This is a genomic window from Marinimicrobium sp. LS-A18, from assembly GCF_000463525.1.
Classification (GTDB): domain Bacteria; phylum Pseudomonadota; class Gammaproteobacteria; order Pseudomonadales; family Cellvibrionaceae; genus Marinimicrobium; species Marinimicrobium koreense.
The window spans coordinates 266,100-291,505 of record NZ_AWEP01000005.1; the positions used below are offsets into that span (position 1 = coordinate 266,100).

The 25,406-nt window shown below is 59.7% G+C and carries 19 protein-coding genes; 9 read left to right on the forward strand and 10 right to left on the reverse strand.

The genetic code is table 11. The features are described from left to right. Nucleotides 1–3: 3 nt before the first annotated feature. Entirely contained in the window at nt 4–1,536 is a 1,533-nt protein-coding gene (gene narH / locus N645_RS0109075; protein WP_024461195.1) for a nitrate reductase subunit beta, read from the reverse strand. 9 nt (nt 1,537–1,545) lie between these two features. After that, entirely contained in the window at nt 1,546–5,283 is a 3,738-nt protein-coding gene (locus tag N645_RS0109080; RefSeq protein WP_024461196.1) for a nitrate reductase subunit alpha, read from the reverse strand. Nucleotides 5,284–5,642: 359 nt separating this feature from the next. Between N645_RS0109080 and N645_RS0109085 the strand changes: the two genes are divergently transcribed. From N645_RS0109085 to gloA, 6 genes are all read left to right on the forward strand, one after another. Continuing rightward, complete coding sequence (locus tag N645_RS0109085; RefSeq protein WP_024461197.1) at nt 5,643–6,920, forward strand: O-acetylhomoserine aminocarboxypropyltransferase/cysteine synthase family protein; 1,278 nt, start codon at nt 5,643–5,645, stop codon at nt 6,918–6,920. Nucleotides 6,921–6,982: 62 nt separating this feature from the next. Continuing rightward, nucleotides 6,983–8,803, forward strand: coding sequence for a histidine kinase (locus tag N645_RS0109090; RefSeq protein ID WP_024461198.1), 1,821 nt, complete (start codon nt 6,983–6,985; stop codon nt 8,801–8,803). Between the two features lie 21 nt (nt 8,804–8,824). Next, entirely contained in the window at nt 8,825–10,039 is a 1,215-nt protein-coding gene (gene chrA / locus N645_RS0109095) for a chromate efflux transporter (RefSeq protein ID WP_024461199.1), read from the forward strand. Nucleotides 10,040–10,161: 122 nt separating this feature from the next. Next, nucleotides 10,162–11,277 (forward strand): FAD-dependent oxidoreductase, encoded by a 1,116-nt coding sequence (locus N645_RS0109100; RefSeq protein WP_024461200.1) that lies wholly within the window; start codon nt 10,162–10,164, stop codon nt 11,275–11,277. 72 nt (nt 11,278–11,349) lie between these two features. Next, nucleotides 11,350–11,868, forward strand: a complete 519-nt coding sequence (locus N645_RS0109105) for a beta-lactamase hydrolase domain-containing protein (RefSeq protein WP_024461201.1) — start codon at nt 11,350–11,352, stop codon at nt 11,866–11,868. 37 nt (nt 11,869–11,905) lie between these two features. Continuing rightward, nucleotides 11,906–12,436 (forward strand): lactoylglutathione lyase, encoded by a 531-nt coding sequence (gene gloA / locus N645_RS0109110; protein WP_024461202.1) that lies wholly within the window; start codon nt 11,906–11,908, stop codon nt 12,434–12,436. Between the two features lie 15 nt (nt 12,437–12,451). Here the strand turns inward: gloA and N645_RS0109115 are convergent, their stop codons facing one another. The 5 genes from N645_RS0109115 to N645_RS0109135 all read right to left on the reverse strand — a co-directional run bounded on the left by N645_RS0109115 (nt 12,452) and on the right by N645_RS0109135 (nt 17,854). Further along, entirely contained in the window at nt 12,452–14,719 is a 2,268-nt protein-coding gene (locus N645_RS0109115) for a molybdopterin cofactor-binding domain-containing protein (protein WP_036160735.1), read from the reverse strand. An 11-nt stretch (nt 14,720–14,730) separates the two neighbouring features. Further along, a complete protein-coding gene (locus N645_RS0109120; protein ID WP_024461204.1) occupies nt 14,731–15,186 on the reverse strand; it encodes a (2Fe-2S)-binding protein in 456 nt (151 codons plus the stop codon). Between the two features lie 58 nt (nt 15,187–15,244). Beyond that, nucleotides 15,245–16,219: an AraC family transcriptional regulator gene (locus N645_RS0109125; protein WP_024461205.1), complete on the reverse strand. Its 975-nt coding sequence runs from the start codon at nt 16,217–16,219 to the stop codon at nt 15,245–15,247. Nucleotides 16,220–16,394: 175 nt separating this feature from the next. Further along, nucleotides 16,395–16,853 carry a nuclear transport factor 2 family protein gene (locus N645_RS0109130; RefSeq protein WP_024461206.1) on the reverse strand — a complete coding sequence of 153 codons (459 nt, stop codon included), beginning with the start codon at nt 16,851–16,853 and terminating at the stop codon, nt 16,395–16,397. 98 nt (nt 16,854–16,951) lie between these two features. Further along, nucleotides 16,952–17,854, reverse strand: coding sequence for a LysR family transcriptional regulator (locus tag N645_RS0109135; protein ID WP_024461207.1), 903 nt, complete (start codon nt 17,852–17,854; stop codon nt 16,952–16,954). Nucleotides 17,855–18,143: 289 nt separating this feature from the next. On the opposite strand from N645_RS0109135, the gene N645_RS0109140 reads away from it, so the two are divergent. From N645_RS0109140 to N645_RS0109150, 3 genes are read left to right on the forward strand one after another with little or no spacing between them, the layout of a single operon-like run. Continuing rightward, the gene (locus tag N645_RS0109140) at nt 18,144–19,286 is read left to right on the forward strand and encodes a carboxymuconolactone decarboxylase family protein (RefSeq protein ID WP_024461208.1); all 1,143 of its coding nucleotides are present in this window, start codon (nt 18,144–18,146) and stop codon (nt 19,284–19,286) included. A 22-nt stretch (nt 19,287–19,308) separates the two neighbouring features. Further along, entirely contained in the window at nt 19,309–19,797 is a 489-nt protein-coding gene (locus N645_RS0109145; protein WP_024461209.1) for a (2Fe-2S)-binding protein, read from the forward strand. Further along, nucleotides 19,784–21,985 carry a molybdopterin cofactor-binding domain-containing protein gene (locus N645_RS0109150; RefSeq protein WP_024461210.1) on the forward strand — a complete coding sequence of 734 codons (2,202 nt, stop codon included), beginning with the start codon at nt 19,784–19,786 and terminating at the stop codon, nt 21,983–21,985. The genes N645_RS0109145 and N645_RS0109150 overlap by 14 nt, the downstream gene beginning before the upstream one ends. Before the next feature lie 53 nt (nt 21,986–22,038). Here N645_RS0109150 and N645_RS0109155 read toward each other — a convergent pair whose 3' ends face one another. The 3 genes from N645_RS0109155 to N645_RS0109165 form a co-directional block, all read right to left on the reverse strand. Next, nucleotides 22,039–22,440, reverse strand: a complete 402-nt coding sequence (locus N645_RS0109155) for a type II toxin-antitoxin system VapC family toxin (protein WP_024461211.1) — start codon at nt 22,438–22,440, stop codon at nt 22,039–22,041. Beyond that, on the reverse strand, nt 22,437–22,673 hold the full coding sequence (locus N645_RS0109160) for a type II toxin-antitoxin system Phd/YefM family antitoxin (protein ID WP_024461212.1): 237 nt from the start codon (nt 22,671–22,673) through the stop codon (nt 22,437–22,439). The genes N645_RS0109155 and N645_RS0109160 overlap by 4 nt, the downstream gene beginning before the upstream one ends. A 70-nt stretch (nt 22,674–22,743) precedes the next feature. Further along, nucleotides 22,744–25,404, reverse strand: coding sequence for an MFS transporter (locus N645_RS0109165; protein WP_024461213.1), 2,661 nt, complete (start codon nt 25,402–25,404; stop codon nt 22,744–22,746). Between the last annotated feature and the right edge of the window lie 2 nt (nt 25,405–25,406).

Here is a 25,406-nt window from a genome sequence, read left to right on the forward strand (position 1 = left end):
CTCCTAATCCTGCAAGATGGCAGGAATGATCTGGCGAACCCCGGCGCGATTGCCGCCGAACAGGCTGGTTTCGCTGGTGCCGTCCGCACAGCCATTACCGAAACTGAACCCGCAGTCGCCTTTCATGTCATAGGCGTCTTCGGCGTAGGCCCGGTGGCTGGTGGGAATCACGAAGCGGTCTTCATAGTTGGCAATGGCCATATAGCGGTACATGTCTTCCACCTGGGCCACACTCAGACCGACCTGCTTGAGCACCTCGAGATCTTCCACACCATCCACATGCTGGGAGCGCTTGTAGGCGCGCATGGCGATCATCCGCTCCAGCGCTTCCACCACTGGCTGTTCTTCCCCAGCGGTGAGCAGGTTGGCCAGGTAGCGAATCGGAATCCGCAGGGATTTCAGGTCGGGAATTTCACCATTCATGCCCACATGGCCCGCTTCGGCCGCGCTCTGAATAGGTGACAGCGGCGGCACATACCAGACCATGGGCAGGGTGCGGTATTCCGGGTGCAGCGGCAGCGCCACTTTCCACTCAACCGCCATCTTATAGGTCGGCGAGTTCTGAGCGGCGTCGATCCACCCCTGGGGAATGCCTTCTGCCTGAGCCGCGGCAATCACCGCCGGGTCGTTCGGGTCCAGGAAGATGTCCAGTTGCGCCTGATACAGGTCCGCCTCGTTGGCGACACTGGCGGCCTCTTCGATGCGGTCCGCGTCGTACAGCAGCACGCCCAGATAGCGAATGCGACCCACACAGGTTTCCGAGCAGACGGTGGGCTGGCCCACTTCAATACGCGGATAGCAGAAGGTACATTTTTCGGACTTACCGCTCTTCCAGTTGTAGTAGATCTTCTTGTACGGACAGGCCGAGACGCACATGCGCCAGCCACGGCACTTGTCCTGATCGATCAGCACAATGCCGTCTTCCTCACGCTTGTAAATCGCTCCGGACGGGCAGGAGGACACACAGGCCGGGTTCAGGCAGTGCTCGCACAACCGGGGCAGATACATCATGAAGGTGTTTTCGAACTGGCCGTAAATGTCCGCCTGCACCTGGTCGAAGTTCACATCCTTACGACGCTTTTCAAACTCGGTGCCGAGAATCTCCTCCCAGTTCGGACCCCACTCGATTTTCTCCATCCGCTGACCGGACACCAGCGAGCGCGGACGCGCGGTCGGCTGGTGCTTTTTATCACCGGCGGTGTGCAGGGTCTGATAGTCAAAATCGAACGGCTCGTAATAGTCGTCAATTTCCGGCAGATCCGGGTTGGCGAACAGGTTCGCCAATACCCGCAACTTGCCGCCGATACGCGGCTTGATCTTGCCTTTCTTGTCGCGCTTCCAGCCACCGTTCCACTTGTTCTGGTTTTCCCATTCTTTGGGATAGCCGACCCCGGGCTTGGTTTCGACGTTGTTAAACCAGGCGTACTCGACACCTTCGCGCGAGGTCCAGACGTTTTTGCAGGTCACTGAACAGGTGTGGCAACCAATGCACTTGTCCAGGTTCAGCACCATGCCGATTTGGGCTCTTACTTTCATTGCACTACCTCACTCAGTGTCCAGCCAGTCGACTTTGTCCATCTTGCGGACAATGACGAATTCGTCGCGGTTACAGCCTACGGTGCCGTAATAGTTGAAGCCGTAGGCCTGTTGGGCGTAGCCACCGATCATATGGGTGGGTTTCATCACCGCGCGGGTCACGGAGTTGTGAATCCCGCCGCGGGTTTTGGTCAGGTTCGATCCGGGCGTGTTGATGATCCGCTCCTGGGCGTGATACATCATGCTCATGCCCACGGGCACCCGTTGGGAGACGACCGCACGACAGGCGATGGCGCCGTTGACGTTGAACACGTCGATCCAGTCGTTATCCTCAATACCCGCTTCCTTCGCGTCCTTCTCGCTCAGCCACACGATCGGGCCACCGCGCGAGAGGGTCTGCATCAGCAGGTTGTCCGAGTAGGTGCTGTGTATGCCCCATTTCTGGTGTGGGGTAATCCAGTTGAGCACTAGCTCTTTGTTGCCGTTGCTGCGCTGGTTGAGAATCGGCTCGACGGTTTTCAGGTTTACCGGCGGTTTGTACAGGCAGTGCTGCTCACCGAAGTCGAGCATCCACTCGTGATCCTGATAGAACTGTTGACGACCGGTGATGGTGCGCCAGGGGATCAGTTCATGCACGTTGGTATAACCCGCGTTGTAGGACACATGCTCGTCTTCCAGCCCCGACCAGGTGGGCGAGGAAATGATCTTGCGCGGCTGGGCGACGATGTCCCGGAAGCGGATCTTTTCCTCTTCCTTGGGCAGCGCCAGATGCTTGTGATCCCGGCCGGTAATTTTGCCCAGAGCGTCCCAGGCTTTTACCGCCACATGGCCGTTGGTTTCAGGGGCCAGCGACAGAATCACTTCACAGGCATCAATGGCGGACTCGATCCGCGGGCGGCCCTGATTGGCGCCCTCTTCGTGATGCACGCGGTTGAGCTTACCGAGGAATTCAACTTCCTCTTTGGTATCCCAGTTGATGCCCTTGCCGCCATTGCCCAATTTGTCCATCAAGGGGCCCAGCGAGGTGAAGCGGTGATAGGTGTTGGGGTAGTCCCGCTCCACCACGTTGATGTTGGGCATGGTCACGCCGGGTACCGCTTCGCACTCGCCTTTCCACCAGGCTTTGACGCCGTAGGGCTGAGCCATTTCTCCCGGGGAGTCGTGCATGATGGGTGTGGTCACCACATCCTGCTCCACCCCCAGATGGCCGTTGCTCAACGCGGAGAATTTTTTGGCGATGCCTTTGAAAATATCCCAGTCGCTGCGCGACTCCCACACCGGGTCCACCGCTTCGGTGAGCGGGTGAATAAAGGGGTGCATATCCGAGGTGTTCATATCGTCCTTTTCGTACCAGGTAGCGGTCGGCAGAACGATATCGGAATACAGGCAAGTAGTGGACATACGGAAGTCCAGTGTCACCCACAGGTCCACTTTGCCCTCCGGTGCCTCGTCTCGCCAGGTGACATCTTCGGGCTTGGCTTCGCCGGTTTCGCCCAGGTCCTTGTTCATCAGGCCGTGCTTCGTGCCCAGCAGGTGGCGCAGCATGTACTCGTGGCCCTTGCCGCTGGAACCCAGCAGGTTGGAACGCCAGATGAACATGTTGCGCGGGTAGTTCTGCGGGCTGTCCGGGTCTTCACAGGCGAATTTCAGCTCGCCACTGACCAACTGATCGCGCACATAATCTTTGACGTCTTTACCGGCCGCCTTGGCGGCTTCGGCCAGCTTCAGCGGGTTGGTCGCCAACTGCGGGGCGGACGGCAACCAGCCCATGCGCTCGGCGCGAGTGTTGTAATCCAGAATACTGGACTGCCATTTGTCCTTGTTCGCCAGGGGCGAAACCAGGTCGCTCATGTTCAGTTTTTCGTAGCGCCACTGATCGGAATGCGCATAGAAAAAGGAGGTACCGTTCATCTGCCGGGGCGGACGCTGCCAGTCCAGACCAAAGGCCAGGGGCTGCCAGCCCGTCTGCGGGCGCAGTTTTTCCTGACCCACATAGTGCGCCCAACCGCCGCCGCTCTGACCGATGCAGCCACACATCATCAGCATGTTGATCAGGCCGCGGTAGTTCATGTCCATGTTGAACCAGTGGTTCATCCCGGCGCCCACAATGATCATGGAGCGGCCGTGGGTTTTATCGGCGGTGCGGGCAAACTCCCGGGCAACGCGGATCACATGCTCGGGTTTGACCCCGGTCACGCGCTCCTGCCACTTGGGCGTGTAGGGCTTGTCGTCATCAAAACTCTGGGCGCAGTTGGGATCGTCCAGACCATTGTCCACGCCATAGTTGGCCAGAGTGAGGTCGTACACGGTAGCGACCAACACCTCGCGGCCATCGGCCAGCTTGACGCGTTTGGCCGGCACCTTGCGCATCTGCACTTCGGCGTGTTCGGTGTGCTGGAAATAACCGTAGTCGTGCTCTTTACAACCGAAGTAGGGGAACGCGACTTCGGCCACCTCATCGCTGTTGCCTTTCAGGGACAGCTGCAGATCCACTTCATCGCCGGTTTTGCCATCGCGGTTCTCCAGGTTCCACCGGCCGGCTTGGCCCTCCGGGCGACCCCAGCGGTAACCGATGGAGCCGTTGGGGCTGACCAGGCGCTGGTCGTCGCTGTTAATGGCAATGGTTTTCCAGTCCGGGTTGGCTTCCTCGCCCAGGTTATCCACCAGATCCGCCGCGCGCAGAAAGCGACCCTGCTGCAGACGACCGCCTTCGTCATCAAGAATGACCAGGTTGGGCATATCGGTGTAGCGCTTCACATAATTTGTGAAGTACTCGCTCTGGGAGTCAACGTAGAACTCTTTCAGGATCACGTGACCGAAGGCCATGGCCAGGGCCGCATCGGTACCCTGGCGCGGTGCCAACCACTGGTCGGTCAGTTTGGCGACTTCGGAGTAGTCCGGCGTGATGCTGATGACCTTGGTGCCCTTGTAGCGCACTTCGGTCAGGAAGTGGGCATCCGGGGTCCGGGTCTGGGGTACGTTGGAACCCCAGCAGATGATGTAGGAGGAGTTGTACCAGTCGGCGGATTCCGGCACGTCGGTCTGCTCGCCCCAGACTTGTGGTGAGGCGGGAGGAAGGTCGCAGTACCAATCGTAAAAGCTCAGGCAGTTGCCGCCAATCAGGGACAGGTAACGGGCGCCGGAGGCGTAGGACACCATCGACATCGCGGGAATGGGCGAGAAGCCGGTGATCCGGTCCGGTCCATAGGTTTTTGCGGTGTAGACGTTCGAGGCGGCAATGATTTCATTCACCTCGTCCCAGTGTGCCCGCACAAAGCCACCGAGGCCGCGACGGGATTTGTAGCTTTTCGCCTTGGCCGGGTCTTCGACAATGGACGCCCAGGCGGCCACCGGGTCGGTGTGCTCCTGACGGGCTTCTCGCCAGAGCTTCATCAGAGACTGGCGCACCTTGGGGTATTTCAGGCGGTTGGCGCTGTAGATGTACCAGGAATAGCTGGCACCGCGCGGGCAGCCGCGAGGTTCGTGGTTGGGCAGATCGGGACGCGTGCGCGGATAATCAGTCTGCTGGGTTTCCCAGGTGACCAGACCGTTCTTCACGTAAATTTTCCAGCTGCAGGAACCGGTGCAGTTCACGCCATGGGTGGAGCGCACAATTTTGTCGTGCTGCCAGCGCTGGCGATAGCCGCGCTCCCATTGGCGATCTTCATCGGTGGTAACGCCGTGGCCTTCGGCAAAAGGTTCTCGCTGCGCCTGAAAGTAGCGCAGCTTGTCGAGAAGGTGACTCATTCGCGGACTCCTGAACAGAGGCTATGACAATGCCCGGATCAGGGCATCGCTCGGTATCAATTTCACCCGTTCATAGTGCGCAATAATCCGCGAGCCCGCCACTGCCCCCAACGCCCTTCAAATGCCCCCTTCTACCCCCTTGGAGGTATCGCACCGATCCCCTAACCCATTGATTTCGTTGACCTCATGGATTCCAACTGACAACAAAACCACGACTTGGGCGCCCTTCAATTCATCGGTGGTATCCCGTAAGAGACGTGGGGTTTTTGCGAGTCATTTTCATTCCTGGATGTGGTACAGTCTCCGATCCTTTAAAACAACAATCCCGCGCCACCGGCGCCCTGTTTGGAGAACCGACCATGAAGCTGGAATCACTGGCCCTACACTGCGGGTACGAGCCCGAGCCGACCACCCATGCGGCCACCACCCCCATCTATCAGACCACCTCCTACACCTTTGATGACACCCAACACGGTGCCGACCTGTTCGACCTGAAGGTGCAGGGCAACATCTACACGCGCATCATGAACCCCACCAACGCGGTACTGGAAGCGCGGGTCGCGGCGATGGAAGGGGGTATCGGTGCCCTGGCGTTGGCCTCGGGTATGGCCGCGATTACTTACTCCATTCAATGCATCGCCGATGCCGGCGACAATATCGTCAGCACCAGTCAGTTGTACGGCGGCACCTACAACCTGTTTGCCCACAGCTTCCCCCGTCAGGGCATCGATGTGCGCATGGCGTCCTTTGATGATCTGGAGAAAATGGAAAGCCTGATCGACGACAAAACCAAGGCGCTGTTTTGCGAGTCGATTGGCAATCCCGCCGGTAATATTGTGGACCTGCAAGCACTGGCGGACATCGCCCACCGCCATGGTATTCCGCTGATTGTGGACAACACCGTCGCCACCCCCTTCCTGTGCAAGCCGTTCGAGTTCGGCGCGGACATCGTGGTCCACTCCCTGACCAAATACATTGGTGGCCACGGCACCACTGTGGGCGGCGTTATTGTGGACTCGGGCAAATTCGATTGGGTCGCCAACAAAAAACGCTTCCCGATGCTGAATGAGCCGGACCCCTCCTACCACAATGTGATTTACACCGAAGCCCTGGGCGAGGCCGCTTACATTGGCCGCTGCCGCGTGGTACCGCTGCGCAACACCGGTTCGGCCCTGGCACCGCACAGCGCCTTCCTGATCATGCAGGGCTTGGAGACGTTGGGCATTCGCATGGAGCGTCACTGCGAGAACGCATTGAAGGTCGCCCAACACCTGAAGCAGCACCCCAAGGTCAACTGGGTGAACTACGCCGCCCTGCCGGACAGCCCCTACAATGGCCTGTGCCAGAAAATCAGCGGCGGACGCGCCTCGGGTATTCTGAGCTTCGGTATCAAGGGCGGTAAGGAAGCGGGGGCGCAGTTTATCGACGCGCTGCAGATGATTCTGCGCCTGGTGAACATCGGCGATGCCAAATCCCTGGCCTGCCACCCGGCCACCACCACCCACCGTCAGTTGAACGAGGAAGAGCTGAAATCCGCGGGTGTGTCGGCGGACTTGGTGCGACTGTCCATTGGTATTGAGCACATCGATGATATTATTGCCGATATCGATCAGGCCCTGGAGAAAGTCAGCAGCTGATCCCATCGGTCAAACGCCGGCCGGGACTCAAGTCCCGGCCGGCCCGTTCAGACGGCACCGCTATGCGCACCCAATCCCTGGTTCTCAGTATCAAGCTCGCCCTCGCGGGCATCGTCGCTCTGGCCGCCCTGACCATGGCCGCGTCCTACTGGTTATCCGACCGGGCCGACAGTGACGCCCACGCCATCAACCTGGCCGGCTCCCTGCGCATGCACACCTACCACTTGCTGGCATTGGAAGAGAGCCCCGCCGCCAGCACCGAGCGCCGCGAACAGGTCCTCGGTCAACTGGAAAGCACCTGGAATCACCCCCTTTTTGAGCTGTTGCGTCACCGCAGCCCGGCGCTCGAACAGCGGCTGGAAACCACCGAAGCCCAGTGGCGACAGCTGCGCACGCAACTCAACAACCTGAACGCCGACGAGCGCATTGCCGCCACCGAGGCCCTGGTCGAGCAGATCGACGCCACGGTCGGTGAACTGCAACGTCACGCCGAAACCAATGCCTCGCTGCTGCGCCTGGTTCAGGTGATTGCCCTGTTTACCATTCTGGCGCTGGCCGCCGTGGTGGTGTACTGGCTTCACCTGCGGGTGGAGCAGCCCCTGGCCGAGCTGCTGGGGGTCACCCGCCGGGTCAGCCAGGGCGACTACGAGCACCGACTGGCGCCGCGTTATATGGATGAGCTGGGCGAAGTGGCCGAGTCGTTCAACCAGATGAGCCGCGCCATCGCCTACGCCCATGGGGAAATGGAAGCCCAGATTGCCCAACAGACCCGGGAGCTGCAGCGCAGCAATACGACGCTGGAGTTTCTGTACCAGACCGCTCAGACGATCATCGAGCAGGAGCCCGAGGGCATCGACTTTCAGCCAATCATCACCCGTGCCGCCGAAGTCGCCCAAGTAGACGATCTGGAACTGTGCCTGATTACCTCCGCTGGCGATCATCCCTATCGTCAGGTCAAACCCGAGGACAGCGAGTACGATATCTGTATGACCCGTAACTGCGGTGATTGCCTGAGCGGCGAGTTGCTGAGCAATGCCCAGGGCACCGGTTTGCCGGATCCCGTCTATCGCTACAGTTTCCCCATGAACCGCGACCAGCAACACTACGGCGTACTGGTGTGTCGTATGGGCGACAGCGGCAGTCTCACCCCCTGGCAGCAGCAATTACTGCAGTCGGTGGCAGACCAGATCGCCATGGCACTGAGCCTGCAGGCGGAAGAAGACAACGCGCGGCGACTGTCCCTGGTCCACGAGCGCACGGTGATCGCCCGGGAGCTGCACGACTCCCTGGCCCAGGCACTGTCGTATCTGAAAATCCAGGTCACCCGCCTGAACCGGGCGCTGGCCAAGGACGACAAGCAAACGCTGGAAGACGTCTCCAAAGAATTGCAGGAGGGGCTGAGCTCCGCCTACCGGCAGCTACGCGAACTACTGACGACTTTCCGTCTGAAAGTGGACGGCCCCGGGCTGCTCGGCGCCCTGCAAACCAGCGTGAAGCAGCTCAGCGCCCAGACCGAGATGACCATCGAGCTGGATTACCAACTGGAAAGCCTGCCGCTAACGCCGAACGAAGAAATCCACCTACTGCAGATTGTGCGCGAGGCGACCCAGAACGCCCTGCACCACAGCCGGGGCCAGCGCGTCGATATCCAGATTGAGCGCCGGCACAATAAAGTGTCGGTGGTGATCGACGACGACGGGGTGGGCATTCCGGAGAACCCCGAAAAGCTGAATCATTACGGCATGGCGATCATGCAGGAGCGCAGCAAAAATCTCGGCGGCGAGGTGACCATCGGCAACCGCACCGAAGGCGGCACCCGGGTCCAGTTCCTGTTCACGCCGGACTGCCTGCGCCAGGCAGGCGTGTTTGCCCGCGAAGCTTAAAACCAACTACGGAGGAGAGCCGTGCCCCAGGCGAACACCCCCACCACCCACCCGCGAGGCTCAGCTCTCGAGGTCTTTCTGGCGTTCCTCAAACTCGGGCTGACTTCCTTCGGCGGCCCCGTCGCCCACCTGGGTTACTTCCGCGAAGAACTCATCAAACGCCGGCAGTGGCTGAGCGAACAGGGCTATGCCGACCTGATCGCGCTGTGCCAGTTCCTCCCTGGCCCGGCCAGCAGCCAGGTGGGTTTTGCCCTGGGCATGATACGCGGGGGGTTTATCGGCGCCCTGCTCGCCTGGGTCGCCTTTACCCTGCCCTCCGCCGCTCTGCTGTTCGGCTTCGCCTACCTGGCCGATGCCTTTGGCGGCCCCCTGGGGCAGAGCGCCATTGACGGTCTCAAGCTGGTGGCTGTCGCGGTGGTGGCCCACGCGGTCTGGGGCATGGCGCGCAACCTATGCCCGGACCGGACCCGGGCGCTGATTGCCCTGGGCGGTATCGCCGCAGTGGTCTTCATCCCGACGGCACTTGGACAGATTGGCGCCATCACCCTCGGGGCACTCGCCGGGTTGGTGTGGTGCCGAAGCCTCCAACGCCCTGAGGCTGGACCTATAGCGTTGCCTTTGTCGCGCCGGGCCGGTAGCGTTTTCCTGATGGCCTTCTTCGCCCTACTGGGCGGCCTCCCGCTGGCGGTGGTGCTCTGGCCCACCCACGCGCTGGAGTTGTTCGAAGCCTTCTATCGCTCCGGTGCCCTGGTCTTTGGCGGCGGCCATGTGGTGCTGCCCCTACTCGAATCCCGGGTGGTGGACACCGGCTGGGTCAGCGCCGATGCCTTCCTTTCGGGGTACGGCGCCGCCCAGGCGATCCCGGGCCCATTGTTCACCTTCTCGGCCTACCTGGGTGCGGTGGATGCCAATCTCGGCGGCCTGCTCGGAGCGAGCATTGCACTGCTGGGGATTTTCCTGCCCGGCATGCTTCTGCTGCTGGGCGTACTGCCCTTCTGGGATCAACTGCGCCAGAAGCGCTTCGCTTTTCCCCTGATGGCCGGCGCCAACGCCGCCGTGGTTGGGATACTGGCCGCCGCCCTCTACCAGCCGGTGTGGACCAGCGCCGTACTTACGCCCTCGGACTTTCTGATCGCCGCCGCGGGCTTTGTGTTGCTCTCAGTCTGGAAGCTGTCGCCGCTGAAGGTGGTGGTGGGCATCGTCGTGGCCAATACCCTACTCGGGCTTGCCAGTTGACCCCCAAAGGAAAGGCACCGAATGATCCCAGGCTCCCGCCTCGCCGTATCGCAATCGTCGAGGCATGAGGGATCAACTCTGCCCCATCGACAGCCTGGCCCATCAAACACAAGAGCTCGTTTATGCACAGTGCCTCAATAGCGATCATCGGCGGCGGCTTGAGCGGCCTGTACGCGGCTTACCGGCTGGAGCAGATGGGCCTTACCGACTATATGCTGATTGAAGCGCGCTCGCGCTTTGGCGGTCGTATCGAGTCCCCCACGTTCCCCGATATGACCGGCCCGCACAATCGGTTTGATCTGGGCCCATCCTGGTTCTGGCCTGAGCTCCAGCCGCAACTGATGCAACTCATCCAGGCAATGGATCTGGAGGTATTCGAGCAGTTCGAAACCGGCGCCATGGTGATTGAACGATCGCCCGATGATGCGCCCATTCGAACCAATGGCTATGTAAACTCGCCGCCCTCCATGCGGTTGGCGGGCGGCGTGGCCAGTCTGATAGAGGCACTGCACCGACGGCTGGATAAAACCCGGTTGATGACCGGAGAAACGGTCCAAAGCCTTCGCTACCGCGATGATCATATTGAGCTTGATAGCGTCGATATCGCCCATTCCGTCACCACCCGAAAGGTCCAGCGGGTGCTGCTGGCCATGCCTCCGCGGCTGGCGGAAAGCACCATCGCCTTTGATCCGCCGTTGCCCGAGCCACTGGCTCGGCAGTGGCGCTTCACGCCGACCTGGATGGCACCACACGCAAAGTACGTCGCGCTGTATGACACACCGTTCTGGCGGGAACAGGGGCTATCGGGTGAGGCTCGCAGCCTGCACGGCCCCATGAACGAAATTCACGATGCCTCCGTACCGGGCGGTGCGGCGGCGCTGTTCGGTTTCTTTGGTGTTCCGGCCCAGGTGCGCCAGACGGCGACCGAGGCGACGTTAAAGGCCCACTGCCGGTCGCAGCTCGGTCGGTTGTTTGGGCCACAGGCGGCCGAGCCCCGAGCAGAACTGTTTAAAGACTGGGCGCTTGACCCGCTCACCGCTACATCGGCTGACCGACGGGACGGCGGCGCCCATGTCGCGGCACCGGAAATCGAAGCGCCCTCTGGCCCCTGGCGAGGTCGCGTGACCGGTATTGGCAGCGAGTGGTCAAAACCGTTTCCAGGCTACCTGGCCGGCGCCATCGACGCTGTCACCCGAGTCGTGGAGCGGATCCCGTCAGAAACTCAGGGGTGGACGTAACCACAACGAAAAGCCCACGACGCCTTGACCGTGTTATCGTAATCACCTCATTTCAAGCAGGAGTGAATCACCATGAGTTCCATCGTCCGATGTGCCACTACCGCCCTGTTATTGCTCTGGGCCGTCAATTCTCTCGCCGGTGACTTGTCCGCCACCGCCGAGGCCCATGACTTTTACACACCGAGCGAGAACCTGGTAACCGGGGGCCAACCGTCGCGGGACGAGCTGGCCGCCCTCAAAGCGGCCGGGGTGACCAAAGTGATCAACCTGCGCGGACCGGAAGAAAAGGTCGCCTTTGACCCCAGGGCGGAATCCGAGGCACTGGGTATGGAGTATGTCTCACTGCCCATTTCCGGCGCCGGTGACGTGACCGCCGACAATGCGCGGAAACTGCACCAACTGCTGCAGCAGGAGGATGAACCAGTCTTCCTGCACTGTGCCTCAGGCAACCGGGTGGGCGCCCTGCTGGCCATTGCCGCGCACCAGATTGAAGGCAAACCTGTGGACGAGTCTCTGGCCCTGGGCCGTTCGGCCGGACTGGGCTCACTTGAAGGCAAAGTGCGCTCGGTACTCGACGAGTTCGACCGCTAATAAATCAATTCGTTACACATCAAACATTGGAATTCCCATGAGCTTTAACACAGAACAATACCCCGGTGTGGCCGACCAGGCCCCGGTGGAAACCGATGGCTTTCGCTTTAACCACACCATGCTGCGGGTCAAAGACCCGGAGCGCTCCCTGGCCTTTTACTCCCACGTGCTCGGCATGCGCGTGCTGCGCCGGCTGGACTTCGAAGAGATGGAGTTTTCCCTGTACTTCCTGGCCAAGCCCGATGCGGACGAGCCCCTACCCGAAGACGTACAAGAACGCACCCGCTGGACCTTCAGTGAGCGCGGCATTCTGGAGCTGACCCACAACTGGGGCACCGAGAAAGACCCGGACTTTGAGTACCACGACGGCAACAGCCAGCCCCAGGGCTTTGGCCACATCTGTTTTTCCGTGCCCAACCTGGAAAAGGCCGTCGCCTGGTTCGATGCCAATGATGTGAACTATGTAAAGCGCCCGGAAGACGGCAAGATGAAGCACATCGCCTTCATCAAGGACCCGGACGGCTACTGGATCGAGATTGTCCAGGCCGAGCGGATGGCGCCCTCCTGACGCCATCCCAACCCGCTAGCCTTTCTCCAGGGCTTTGATAAACGGCTGGTCATACAGCCTTGTTCCCGTAGCCCGGTACAAGGCGTTAGCCAGCGCTGGGAAGACCGGCGGAAACGGTGGTTCGCCCAGACCGGTGGGGTCTATGTCATTGTCGACAAAGTTCACATGAATCTGGCGGGGGATTTCATTCATGCGAATTATCCGGTAGCGATCAAAATTACGCTTATCCGGCTTACCGTCAGTGAACGTCATCTCGCCGTACATGGCATTACCGATGCCATCGATGACTGCACCCTCCACCATGTTGACCGCCGCATCGTGATTTACCACAACGCCACAATCCACCGCGCTGTGCACCTGGTCGACTTTGGGTAAGCTATCCCCCTCCTGGGTGACGGTTACCACCTGAGCCGCGTAGGAGTTATGACAGAAGTAGGCTGCTACGCCTTTCTTGACGTCCGAGGGCATGGAGTTCCAGCCCGACCGGTCGCGTACCAGTTTCAACACGCCCGCATAGCGACTCGGGTCGTAGTCATTGCTCTCGCCGACCGGATTGTTCTTCGCCCGCTCCAGCAAGCTCAAACGAAACGCAATCGGATCTTCTCCAGCCGCCTCGGCCACTTCATCCAGAAACGCCTGCTCGGCCAGCGCCATGAAGTTGGAGCGAGGTGCACGAAACGCCCCGGTGGTGATGTTGGAGGGAATCACCAACCCCTCCGCCAGGTAGTGATCCACGGCCCCGGCGGGAAAGCGATTCTCATGGACGCAATGCTCGGTCAACCCAACGCCGCGAACCTGATAAGCCACCAACTGTTTATTTTCATCCAGCGCTGCCTTGAGCTGAACAGTATAGGTGGGGCGATAGATCCCCATGGTCATGTCGTCTTCGCGGCTATAGATCAGTTTGACGGGCGCCTTGACCTGCTTCGAGATAACGGCCGCTTCCACCAGATAGTGGGAGTACGCGCGACGACCAAAGCCGCCTCCCATGCGGGTCATTTCAATGCGAACCTTATCGGTGGGCACATTGAGCCGGCTGGCCACAGTGCCTTCGATAAACGCCGGGGCCTGCAGCGGGCCCGCCACATGAACTTCGTCATCGGTGACATGAGCAAAAAAGTTCATGGGCTCCAGTGTGTTGTGCGCGAGTAACGGTGCCCGGTATGTCCTCTCGATCACCGTTCCGGCCTGCTCGAAAGCCGTTTTAGGGTCTCCGTCCCGGCGCAACACTTCCAGCTCGCCGTCCAGCGCATTGTCCATCGCCTTGCGGTGACCGTCGGTACTCTCCAGACCGCCGGGTACCTTCACCTCAATGGCAGTGCCAAAGCGATCAATGGTCTCGGTCCGGGCAGGCATGGCTTTCCACTTCGCCGACAGGGCTTTTTTCGCCTTCATCACCTGCCAGGTTTTATGCCCGACTATGGCGATAAGGCTGGGGAAGGCGGTGGTATCAAAATAGTTCTTTTGGTAGTCCGGTCGCATGGACTCAAAGACAAAGGCATCCACAATGCCTTTCATTTTTTTGATCTCATCCAGATCCGCCGAGTCAACCGTCTGCCCAAAGGCCGGAGGGTGCTCGATCATCGCCACCAGCATACCTTCGGCCTGATAGTCGAGGCCAAACATCGGTTGGCCGGTCACAATCTTCAGGCCTTCCAGGTTTTTCCGGGACTGTCCGATCAACTCAAACGCACTCTTGTTTTTCAAGGGTACTTGCTTGGGCATCGGGATCATGGCCGCTTCGGACGCCATCTCTCCGTAAGTGCTGGTTTTTCCGGAGGCGGCGTGCGACAGAACACTTTTTTGAGTTGATACCTCTTCAACCGGAACACTCCACTTCTTAGCCGCCGCCTGACGCAACATGTGTCGGGCGCTGGCGCCGGCCATGCGTAAACTCTGCCAAGCGAGTCGGATAGACTGACTGCCCCCGGTAAACTGGCGCTGATAGTCCTCGGGTTCAAACTCGGCCTGTTTGGCCGTGACCTTTTCCCAGTCGGCGTCCAGCTCCTCCGCCAGAATCATGGGCATGGAGGTCATCAGGTTCTGACCAAACTCCGGATTGGGAACCATGGCCGTAATATCGCCCGAAGGCGCAATCCGAAGATAGGCATTCAGTTCAAAGGCCTGATCGGTCGCGGCTTCACCCGAGGCAGCCGCCGCGCCGCTCAGCCAACTGAAGTTGATAAACAACCCGCCGCCAGCCGCCGCACTGGCCTTCAGGAAGGCCCGGCGGCCGATGGAGGTTTTCAACACAGTCGCTTCGCTTTCGGTTTCAGTGCTCATATCCATACCTCCTACGCCTTTGCGGCCGTTTTAATGGCTGTCTTGATCCGGCTATAGGTTCCACATCGGCACAAGTTACCGGACATGGCCTCCTCAATCGCCTCGTCGTCCGGACTGGCATTACGGGCCAGTAAGGCGGCCGCCGACATGATCTGTCCCGCCTGGCAGTAGCCGCACTGGGCCACGTCGTGTTCCAGCCACGCCTGCTGAACCGGGTGGCTGCCGTCCTCGGAGAGCCCTTCAATGGTGGTAATTTTGGCATCACCGATTGCGGACACCGGGAACGAACAGGATCGAATGGCATTGCCGTTCATGTGCACGGTGCAGGCGCCACATTGGGCGATACCGCAGCCAAACTTGGTGCCCGAAAGGTTCAATTCGTCTCTCAGCACCCACAGCAAAGGCGTGTCCTGATCGGCTTCGACTTCGTACTTCTGGTTGTTCACGGTAACGTTATAGGTAGGCATAGGACCCCCAGTTTGTGGTCTTGCAAAGTTCAATGAACTGTACATCGAGTGGTTTGAATCAGTGATCCCGGTAATGGCTTATATCCTTACTCGGCGCCCTTCCGAACATCCGGCTGTATTCACGACTGAACTGGGACACGCTGGCATAACCTACCCGGTGACAGGCCGTACTGATATCCACCGCCCGGGTCAGCAAGAGTTGTCTGGCCTCTTGTAACCTCATAGTCTTCTGAAACTGCAGGGGCGTCATCTTGGTTACCGACTTAAAGTGATGGTGGAACGATGACGAACTCATGTTGGCAAGCTCAGCCAAGTGGTCGATCTTGATCGGCTCCCGGAAATGTTCCTTGATCCAGGTGATTGCTTCGGCCACCTTGAAGGCGTGCGAGTCGGACAGGCCGATGTGCGCGATGGCCGCCCCGGCCGGACTGCGCAGCAGCCGGATAAGAATTTCGTCGATCATTAACGGAGCCAGAAGATCGGCATTGTCCTGGCTGAGAATCAGCTCAAGCATGCGAATGGCCGAGCGTACAATGTCGGGATTTGCTTCATCGAGGTAGATGGCTTCGTTATGCCGAGTCATGGGCAAGCCGTTCGGGTATGCCCGGAAGATCAGTTCCGAGAGCTTTTTCCGATCGATATGCACCACCAGGCACAGATAGGGCTCCGCCTTGGACGCCTCAATGAATTTAACGCCAAGCGGCACTTCCGCCGCATACACCGCCATGCGGGACTCGTTGTACTCGTAACGTCTGTCGGCCAGGTACACGCACTTGGTTCCCTGAGCCACCAGACACAGCCCAGGCTTACTCAGCGTATGCTGCAATTCGGAGGACGGCGAGGACTGACGCAGGACATGAAGCCCCGGAACGGGCAGGTCGAAGCGGCCATCGTGCGGAGCGAATCGTTCGATGAGGCGCGCCAGGACACCCAGCTCCTGCGGGGCAGGCGCTGATTTTTGCTTATCGGCCGACTTGTTCGACTGGACCGACTTGCCCGATTGGAAGGGAACGACATTCTGCTGCTCAGTCATAAACGAGACCCACTGGCCAAAATGTGTACAGATCCGCTAAGTATATTCCCTGCTAACACCCACCATTTGCCCATAGCCACGAACCTTTTGCCTGATCCTGCAGGCTATCGGTTCCCTGCGCTAGGCTTCTGGTACCGGTAAGCCCACCATCATCAAGCGCCGAAGCTCAGCGGGACTAATGTTCAATCTCGTGGGTGTCTCTCACACTACTGAAAGTAAGATCGAGCATTTGCCAGTCACCATCCAGCTTCTTATACACTTCAGTCACGGTAAATTCGTTGGAGACCTCGTTTCCACGCACCACCGCTACCAGTGTGATGCGGTTCCACGCGATGGCGGTGTCACCGATCACCTCTACCGCCACATCATGAACCTCAGCGTCTTTGTACCAGATGCTGCCGGACTCAATAATTTCCAGTTCCCGCTCTTTTTTCCAAGAACCACTCATATGCACGAATTTGGACTGCTCATGGAAAAGCGCTTCCAGCTTTTCAACGTCTTTATCCGCCATCCACTGCCACTTGGCGGCGGAAATTTCCCGGATCTCACGTTCGCTCACGGAGCTATCGGCAAAACTCAGCTGTGATGCCAAAAGCAGTGCCAATAGGCCAAACAAGGATTGTCGTACGGTCATAAGATCTCTCCTGCCGATTGATTCAGTCATTCGATAGTAGGAGAGCGAGAAGCGCTAAACAAGATCAAAAATCAGGATGCTTTATTGAATTTTATTCATCAATCGGCGGGAGCCGGCTCGCGCAACGCCTCAAGAACGACCGCAAAGGCGCCTGATGCTGGCTTTCGGCTTGGGTAATAAAGGTGGTAGCCGGTGTAGGGCTGACACCACTCATCCAATACTCTGATCAGCCGCCCAGCGGCCAAATGCTCGGTGGCCACATCCTCCGGCAGGTAGGCCAACCCCTGGCCGGCCAACGCCGCTCGAAGAATGGGGGAGACACTATTGAATATCCAGGAGCCGGTCACCTTGACGGTCAGTTCCCGTTTACCTTTCTCAAACTCCCAGGGCAGCAGCCCTCCATGGGTGGGCAGACGCAGGTTGATGCAGTTGTGCTCCGCCAGTTCCTGGGGTGAGCGGGGCTTCGGGTGATGGGCGAAGTAATCGGGAGACCCCACCACGGCAATGCGGGCATCCGGGCCGATGCGTACGGCGATCATGTCATTGGCCAGCTCTCCTCCGAGACGAACGCCCGCGTCGTAACGCTCAGCAACAATGTCGGTGCGAGCGTAGTTGACCGTGACCTCGACGGTGATATCCGGGTATTGGGGGAGCACCTTGGCCAGCTTGGGCCAAATCAGGGTGTTGGCGGCATGCTCCGCGGTGGTAATCCGAACCGTGCCAGCGGGCCGACTGCGCTGATCCCGCACGGCGGCCAGCTCGCTATCGATCCCCTCAAAGTGTGGGGCTATACGCTCAAACAAACGCTCCCCCGCCTCGGTGGTGGACACGCTGCGCGTGGTTCGAGTCAGAAGACGGACCTCCAGACGAGACTCCAGGGCCCGGATGGCATGACTGAGCGCAGAGGTCGAAATGCCCATCTGCGCCGCCGCCCGGGTAAAACTGCCCTCCCTCGCCACATGGATAAAGGCAAGCAGCTCGCTGTAATTATTTCGTGCCATTATTGAATCCGACTAAACAAACCACCGTAACCTTGAAGTCTAGTCAAAAAAATGCCTTTGTGACAGACGTCGTTTTAGAGGGGCCTGTAGATTTGTCGCTTCAGAGTATGTAAACCGCCTGGAGAAACAGGCAAACATCGGAGAAGATCTTGTTACCGCCCCAACAGCGACCATGTCTACACTGAAGCGATGCCCATCGCGGCTGCATAAGCACCACACCTGAGGAGCTATCCTTAAGCAGCGAATCAGGCAAACAAACCCGCAGGATTGCCGAACGGATGAGTAAACAATGAGCAAGCCCCTGATAGCCACAATGATTTTGACGCTTTTGTCTGCCACCATACTGGCCGATGAGAGAACCCGCCAACAGGTAGTCAAAGCGCCTGAACATGAAATCAACCAAGCGCCCGCCAGTCGCTTCTCAGGCGACGCCCAGTTTTCACGCTTTCCGACCATGTCCTCCCCCGGTGATGTCGCGCCCGCCACGGTGACGTTTGAGGCCGGAACCATCACCAACTGGCATATCCATCCCCACGGTCAGTACCTGATTGTGACTGACGGTGAAGGCCGAACCCAGGAGTGGGGAAAGCCCATACAGACACTGCAAGAGGGCGATGTGGTGATATGCCCGCCGGGCGTCAAGCATTGGCATGGTGCCAGTGAGCACCGTTCGATGACCCATATTGCCATCAGCCCGGTATCCCCAGACGGACAAGGCGTCACCTGGTTAGAGGAAGTGGAACTTCCCGATCCCAAATCAACGACACCCGACCAACCCGAAGCGCCCACCCCGGTGACGCTCACGGAAAAACAACTGAGCCTGATCCCCATTGCGGCCTTCTCTGCGATCGGAGATACAGAGAAACTCAAGCCAGCTCTCGTTCAAGGCCTGGAAAGTGGCTTGACCGTGAACGAAATCAAAGAGGCCTTTGCGCACCAATACGCCTATGCCGGCTTTCCGAGAGCCTTAACCGGCATGCTGACATTCAGAAGCCTACTGGAGGAGCGCAGGGAGAACGGTATTGAAGACGTTCAAGGTAAAGAGCCGAGCCAATTGCCCGATAGCACGGATTACTACCAGCTTGGTTCAGAAACCTTGGAGTACTTAACGGATCGAACCATGGAAGAAGCGTCACAACCCCTGTTTGGTAATTTCTCCCCCACCATGGACCATGCGTTGAAAGCCCATCTGTTCGGCTATTTGTTCAGCCGGAACAATCTGGGGTACCTTGAGCGGGAACTCGTTGTGGTGGGTACGCTTTCAGCCATCGGGGATGTAAACCCTCAGCTTCACTCCCATTTAACGATTACTCAGAATCTGGTGGTTGATCCTGAGCAGATGGAGAGGATAATGGCAACGTTGGAGAAGAACGTCGGAAAGAATGTGGCCCGCAATGCACGAGGTGTTTTACGGGACATTCAATTGCCATAGCGCTTTAGCCCGGAGGCACACCATGAAACTCACCATCAACGGCCAGACCAAAGAGGTCGACGTCGAGGACGATACCCCACTGCTGTGGGTGCTGCGCGAGCAGCTCGGCCTGACCGGCACCAAATACGGCTGCGGTATCGCTCTGTGCGGGGCCTGCACCGTCCATATTGACGGCGTGGCGCAGCGCTCCTGTGTGCTGCCGGTCAGCGCGGTTCGGGAGAATCAGAAGATCACCACCATCGAGGGCCTCGGGGTACAGCAGTTTGACCCGGTACAGGAGGCCTGGGCGGAGATTGATGTGGCCCAGTGTGGTTACTGTCAGCCGGGCATGATCATGGCCGCGGCCTCGCTGCTGGCGCAGAACCCGGAGCCCACCGACGAGGAAATCCGGAGCGAGATCACCAACATCTGCCGCTGCGGGACTTACCCGAGGGTGCTGGAAGGCGTAAAGCGTGCCGCCCAGCGCATGGCGTCCACTCAGAAGGCCGGAGGTTCCAATGAACAAGCCTGAAGCTCAAACGCCCGCTAGCGGCGGCATCAACCTGTCCCGCCGGGGGTTTCTCAAAGGTAGTGGCGCTGCGGCCGGCGCCTTTGTATTCGGTTTTTCCGTGCCCTTCAGCCAATCCGCACGGGCGCAATCCGAGTCGCCCGAGGTGAACGCCTGGGTGGTAGTTAAGCCCGATGAGACGGTGCTGATCCGCATCGCCCGTCAGGAAATGGGGCAAGGCTCGTTGACCGGCCTGGCGCAGTTGGTGGCCGAGGATCTGGAGTGTGACTGGGACAAGGTGGACTTCGACCTGGTCAAACCGGGCCGGAACCGCGAGCGCGACAATGTCTGGGGGAGTCAATTCACTGCCGGCTCGACGGCGATTCGTGGCTCCCATGAGTATCTGCGTCAGGGCGGCGCCGCTGCCCGTATGATGCTGACTGAAGCTGCCGCCCGGCAGTGGCAGGTGCCCGCCAGTGAGTGCACCGTTTCCGAGGGGGTGATTACCCACGAGCCCAGCGGGCGCACCACCACCTTCGGCGCCGTGGCCCAGGCGGCCAATGACATCGAACCGCCCAAAACCGAGTCCATCCGCCTCAAAGACCCGAAAGACTGGCGCATTGCCGGTAAAGACAAGGCGCGGCTGGACACCCTGGACAAGCTCGACGGCTCCCTGGTGTACGGCGCCGACTTCTCCATGCCCGGTATGCTGGTGGCGGTGCCCAAGGCCTGCCCCGTGCACGGCGGTAAGCTGAAGAGTTTTGACGCTGAGAAGGTCAAGAACATGCCCGGCGTCAAGCAGGTGGTGCGCGTCGATGATGAAACCGTGGCGGTGGTGGCCGATACCTTCTGGCGTGCCCAGAAAGCCTTGAAAGCCCTGCCGATCGAGTGGGATGAAGGCGAAAACGCCAAGGTGTCCAGCGAGAGCATCGCCAAAAAGCTGCTCGAAGGTTTGACCGCGGATACATCGTTTATCGGCAATCAGGCAGGCGATGCCAAAGACTCGCTGGCCAAGGCCGAGCGGGTCATTGAAGCCGACTACAGCTATCCCTATCAGAACCACGCCCAGATGGAGACGCTCGCCGCCACCGTGCGCTGGCGCAAGAACGGCTGCGAGATGTGGGGACCGACCCAGGTGCCGGGAACGGCCCTGGAAGCCCTGGCCGAAGCGGCGGAGTTACCCCAGGACGTGTGCGAAATCCACACCATGCGCATCGGCGGCAGCTTTGGCCGCCGCGCGGCCACAGACTATATACGGCAGGCCACCCTGATCGCCAAACAGATTCCCGACACGCCAATCAAACTGATGTGGACGCGGGAAGAGGACATGCTGCAGGGCCGTTTCCACCCGGTGACTCAATGTCGTCTGCGCGCAGCCATGGACGATGAAGGCAATGTCCAGGCCCTGCATATGCGCATCTCCGGCCAGTCGATCATGGCCTACGCCATGCCCCAGGCGATGAGTGACAAGGGCGATCCGGTGGTGTACCAGGGGCTGGACCCCGAGGGCGATATGGCTCTCGGGTATTCGGTGCCGAACCTGCTGGTGGACCACGCCATGTACAACCCGCATATCCGCCCGGGCTTCTGGCGGGGCGTGAACCTTAACCAGAATGCCCTGTATCTGGAAAGTTTTATTGATGAGCTGGCTCACGCCGCCGGCCAGGATCCACTGGCCTTTCGTCGCAAGCTGATGGCCAACCATCCGAAACACCTGGCGGTGCTCGAAGCCGCCGCCGAAGGCATCGGCTGGGACACCAAGCCGCCGGAAGGCATCTATCGGGGCATCGCCCAGGTGAAGGGTTTTGGCAGTTACGTGGCCGCGGCTGCGGAGGTGTCGGTCACCGACGGCAAGGTCAAGATGCACCGCATCGTGGCCGCCACCGATCCGGGCCATGTCATCAACCCGCAACAGGTGGAGGCGCAGGTCGCCGGTTCATTCGTGTACGGCTTGTCGCCCCTACTCTACAGCGAAGCGACGGTGAAAGACGGGCGCATTGAGCAGGAAAACTTCAACACCTACAAGGTGATGACGCTCAAGGATATGCCCAAGGTGGAAGTGATCACCATGCCCTCCGGCGGCTTCTGGGGCGGCGTGGGCGAGCCCACCATCGCGGTGGCCGCTCCGGCGGTACTCAACGCCATCTTCGCCGCAACCGGCAAGCGTATCCGCGATATTCCCCTCAAAAACACGGACCTGACGGTCAGTTGAACCTAGCGCCCCTGGCCGTCAGACGGTCAGGGGCGAATTTGAGTGAGCCGGGATTACCAGATGCTGCGCACATGCTTGTAGGCCCGAATTTTCTCATCGGCGGTCACCAACGGTGCATTCAGGTGGCGCGCCAGTGACACAATCATGCGATCGGCCGGATCTTTATGAAAATCCCCCGGTAGCCGGGTGGCCTGCACGCCCACCGCGACGTCCAACGGCACAAACCGTACGCTCTCTATCTCGGCTACCACATCCAGCCAGTCATCAACGCTCATACTCAGCGCCAAGCGGCCTTTCTCAATCAGCATGGCAACTTCCCAGGCAGAAATGGCCGAGATCAATATCAGGCCGTTTTCCGAGGTCTGCTCATGCTCAATGGCCGCGCGAGCATTCTCGGACAGTTGCGAGTCACCATTGACCCACCAGACCAGCACATGGGTATCCAGAACAATCACGACAGAGCATCCCAGTCATCATCAGCGACCGGCTCAGTGGGGCCTTTGAACTCCACCACCGAACCTCGCAGACGCTCCAGCGGCGAACGCTGCTCCGCCCGGTAGCGGCGAACCTCGATGGCAGGCAGCCCCTTATCGGTGACGATAATGGTCTCCCCAGACGCCTCCACCCGTCGAAAAAACTCCAGCGCCTTGGCCTTGAACTGGGACTTGGAAACCGGCTCTTGATGCATAAATCACCCCTGGTCATCGCACATGGTCATCAGCTTACTACCACCCGATGACCGGAGCAACCGCTCCTCACTAGCAGGGCACCTCCGCCCCACGCCGGGCGTAGTACCACCAGGTTACGAACAGACAGGTCACGTAGAACACCACAAAGCCGGTCAGGGCCGCGGCGACACCGCCGGTCATATCGAACGAGGTGCCGTAAGCTTTGGGGATAAAGAAACCGCCGTAGGCCGCGATGGCGGAGATGAAACCGAGTACCGCCGCCGCTTCCCGGTTGCCTTCCACCTGTGCCTGTTCGGTGTCGCCCAGAGCACGCTGGCGCAGGGTCATGAACATCACCGGCACCATGCGGAATGTGGAGCCATTGAGAATACCCGAGGCGACGAACAACACCAGGAACATCCCGAAGAAACCCCAGAAGTTACCGGCACTGTCTTCACCCGGCAAAAACTGCAGCACACCGACGACGCCGGCAATCATCACCGCGAAGGTCCAGAGGGTCACGCGTGCGCCGCCCAATTTGTCGGCAATCACCCCACCGGCCGGACGCGCCAGCGCACCGAGCAGGGGACCAATAAACGCGTATTTGGTCGGGTCCACATCCTTGAAGAGCATGCCTGACAGCAGCGGGAAACCCGCGGCAAAGCCGATGAAGCTGCCGAAGGCGCCCAGGTACAACCAGCACATCAGCCAGGTGTGCTTGCGTTTGAAAATCACCGCCTGATCACTGAACGAGGATTTCGCCGAAGCAATATCGTTCATGCCAAACCAGGCCGCTATCGCCGCCACAATAATGAACGGTACCCAGAGCAGAGCGGCATTCTGAATCCACAGGTTCTCGCCCGCCAAGGCGCCGGACTGAATCACCGTGGGGTCACCCCCGAACGGGCCCAGCACACTGGCCGCGATCGCCAGCGGCGCAATCAACTGCATGGCGGATACCCCGAGGTTACCCAGGCCGGCATTCAACCCCATCGCCCCCCCCTTCTCCGCTTTCGGGAAGAAGAAGCTGATGTTGGCCATACTGGAAGCAAAGTTGCCGCCACCGAAACCACACAGTAAGGCCAGAATCAGCATCACCAGATAGGACGTATCGATATTCTGCAGAGCGAAACCCAACCACAGGCAGGGCAGCAGCAGCGAGGCGGTGGAAATCGCGGTCCAGCGGCGGCCGCCAAATATCGGCACCATAAAGCTGTAGAAAATACGCAGCGTCGCCCCGGACAGCGCCGGCAAAGCCGCCAACCAGAACAGCTGATTGGAGGTATAGGGGAAACCGAGCTGGGGCATTTTCACCACCAGAATGGACCAGATGGACCAGACCGCAAAGGCGAGAAACAGGTTGGGGATGGAGATCCACAAATTGCGTCGGGCGATTTTTTTGCCTTTCTCTTCCCAGAAGGTTTTATCTTCCGGACGCCAGTCCTCCAGCACAAAGGCATCGGGCGTGGAGAGCTCCGGCAGGTCGGTGACGTCCCGCCCGGAACGCCACTCGTGCCGCTCCGCCAGGCGAATGGCGTAGTGCATCCAGGCCAGCGCCGCACCAGAAATCACAAACAGCAACATGAAGGCGCTCTGCCAGACACCGATCACGTCGTTGAGCATGCCGAAGGTCAGCGGCAGAAAGAAACCACCCAGGCCACCGATCATGCCGACGATACCGCCCACAACCCCAACGTGGGTCGGGTAGTAAACGGGAATGTGTTTGAACACCGCCGCCTTACCGAGCGACATGAAGAAACCGAGAATGAACGTAAGCACCACAAAGGCGGGCAGAGTCAGTTCAAAGCTGAACTCCAGGGTGCGATCCACCCCCAGCACCCGGTATTCGGTGGGCGGATAACTGAGTAGAAAACAGCAGATGACCGAGGCGGTCAGGGTCCAGTACATGACCCGACGGGCGCCGTAACGATCGGACATCCAGCCGCCGAGAATCCGGAACAGCGAAGCGGGAATGGTGTAGAGCGCGGTGAGAATACCGGCAGCGGCAATGCCCAACCCATAGACTTCCATCAGATAGTGGGGCAGCCACAGCGCCAGGGCCACAAAGGCGCCGAACACAAAAAAGTAATAGAGCGCAAAGCGCCAGACCCGAAGGTCTCCCAGGGGCGCCAACTGCTGACTCAGCGAGGTGATGTTGGCACGACGTTTGGCCAGTCCGGGATCGGCCTTGGCGAACAGAATAAAGCCCACCCCCATCAGGGCAATCACCACCGCATACACCTGAGCCGTCACCTGCCATCCGAGCGCGAGCAACAGGAAGGGGGCACCGAAGTTGGTGATCGCCGAGCCGACATTACCGGCACCGAAAATGCCCAGCGCTGTGCCCTGCTTGCCCGCCGGATACCAGGCCGAGGTGTAGGCCACCCCGACAATAAACGAGCCGCCGGCCAGCCCCACACCGAGCGCGGCCAGCAACAGCAGATAATAATTCTGCGCCATGCTCACCAGCAGAACGGCCACACCGGTGGTGATCATCAACAGGCCAAACACCCAGCGGCCGTCGAACCGATCGGTCAGCACACCGAGGAACAGCCGACTGATCGACCCGGACAAGATCGGCGTTGCCATGAGCAGGCCAAGCTGGGTATCGCTCAGCCCCAACTCCTGCTTGATCTGGATCCCGAGGATGGAAAAAATCGTCCAGACCGCAAAGCACAGGGTGAACGCAAAGGTGGAAAGAAAAAGCGCACGCCGCTGGTCGCGGGGGGCAATGGCGCTGGCATCAAGCATGA

Coding starts and splice junctions, on each gene's coding strand:
- narH (WP_024461195.1), bottom strand. CDS start 1,536: ATGAAAGTAAGAGCCCAAATCGGCATGGTGCTGAACCTGGACAAGTGC.
- N645_RS0109080 (WP_024461196.1), bottom strand. CDS start 5,283: ATGAGTCACCTTCTCGACAAGCTGCGCTACTTTCAGGCGCAGCGAGAA.
- N645_RS0109085 (WP_024461197.1), top strand. CDS start 5,643: ATGAAGCTGGAATCACTGGCCCTACACTGCGGGTACGAGCCCGAGCCG.
- N645_RS0109090 (WP_024461198.1), top strand. CDS start 6,983: ATGCGCACCCAATCCCTGGTTCTCAGTATCAAGCTCGCCCTCGCGGGC.
- N645_RS0109100 (WP_024461200.1), top strand. CDS start 10,162: ATGCACAGTGCCTCAATAGCGATCATCGGCGGCGGCTTGAGCGGCCTG.
- N645_RS0109105 (WP_024461201.1), top strand. CDS start 11,350: ATGAGTTCCATCGTCCGATGTGCCACTACCGCCCTGTTATTGCTCTGG.
- gloA (WP_024461202.1), top strand. CDS start 11,906: ATGAGCTTTAACACAGAACAATACCCCGGTGTGGCCGACCAGGCCCCG.
- N645_RS0109115 (WP_036160735.1), bottom strand. CDS start 14,719: ATGAGCACTGAAACCGAAAGCGAAGCGACTGTGTTGAAAACCTCCATC.
- N645_RS0109120 (WP_024461204.1), bottom strand. CDS start 15,186: ATGCCTACCTATAACGTTACCGTGAACAACCAGAAGTACGAAGTCGAA.
- N645_RS0109125 (WP_024461205.1), bottom strand. CDS start 16,219: ATGACTGAGCAGCAGAATGTCGTTCCCTTCCAATCGGGCAAGTCGGTC.
- N645_RS0109130 (WP_024461206.1), bottom strand. CDS start 16,853: ATGACCGTACGACAATCCTTGTTTGGCCTATTGGCACTGCTTTTGGCA.
- N645_RS0109135 (WP_024461207.1), bottom strand. CDS start 17,854: ATGGCACGAAATAATTACAGCGAGCTGCTTGCCTTTATCCATGTGGCG.
- N645_RS0109140 (WP_024461208.1), top strand. CDS start 18,144: ATGAGCAAGCCCCTGATAGCCACAATGATTTTGACGCTTTTGTCTGCC.
- N645_RS0109145 (WP_024461209.1), top strand. CDS start 19,309: ATGAAACTCACCATCAACGGCCAGACCAAAGAGGTCGACGTCGAGGAC.
- N645_RS0109150 (WP_024461210.1), top strand. CDS start 19,784: ATGAACAAGCCTGAAGCTCAAACGCCCGCTAGCGGCGGCATCAACCTG.
- N645_RS0109160 (WP_024461212.1), bottom strand. CDS start 22,673: ATGCATCAAGAGCCGGTTTCCAAGTCCCAGTTCAAGGCCAAGGCGCTG.
- N645_RS0109165 (WP_024461213.1), bottom strand. CDS start 25,404: ATGCTTGATGCCAGCGCCATTGCCCCCCGCGACCAGCGGCGTGCGCTT.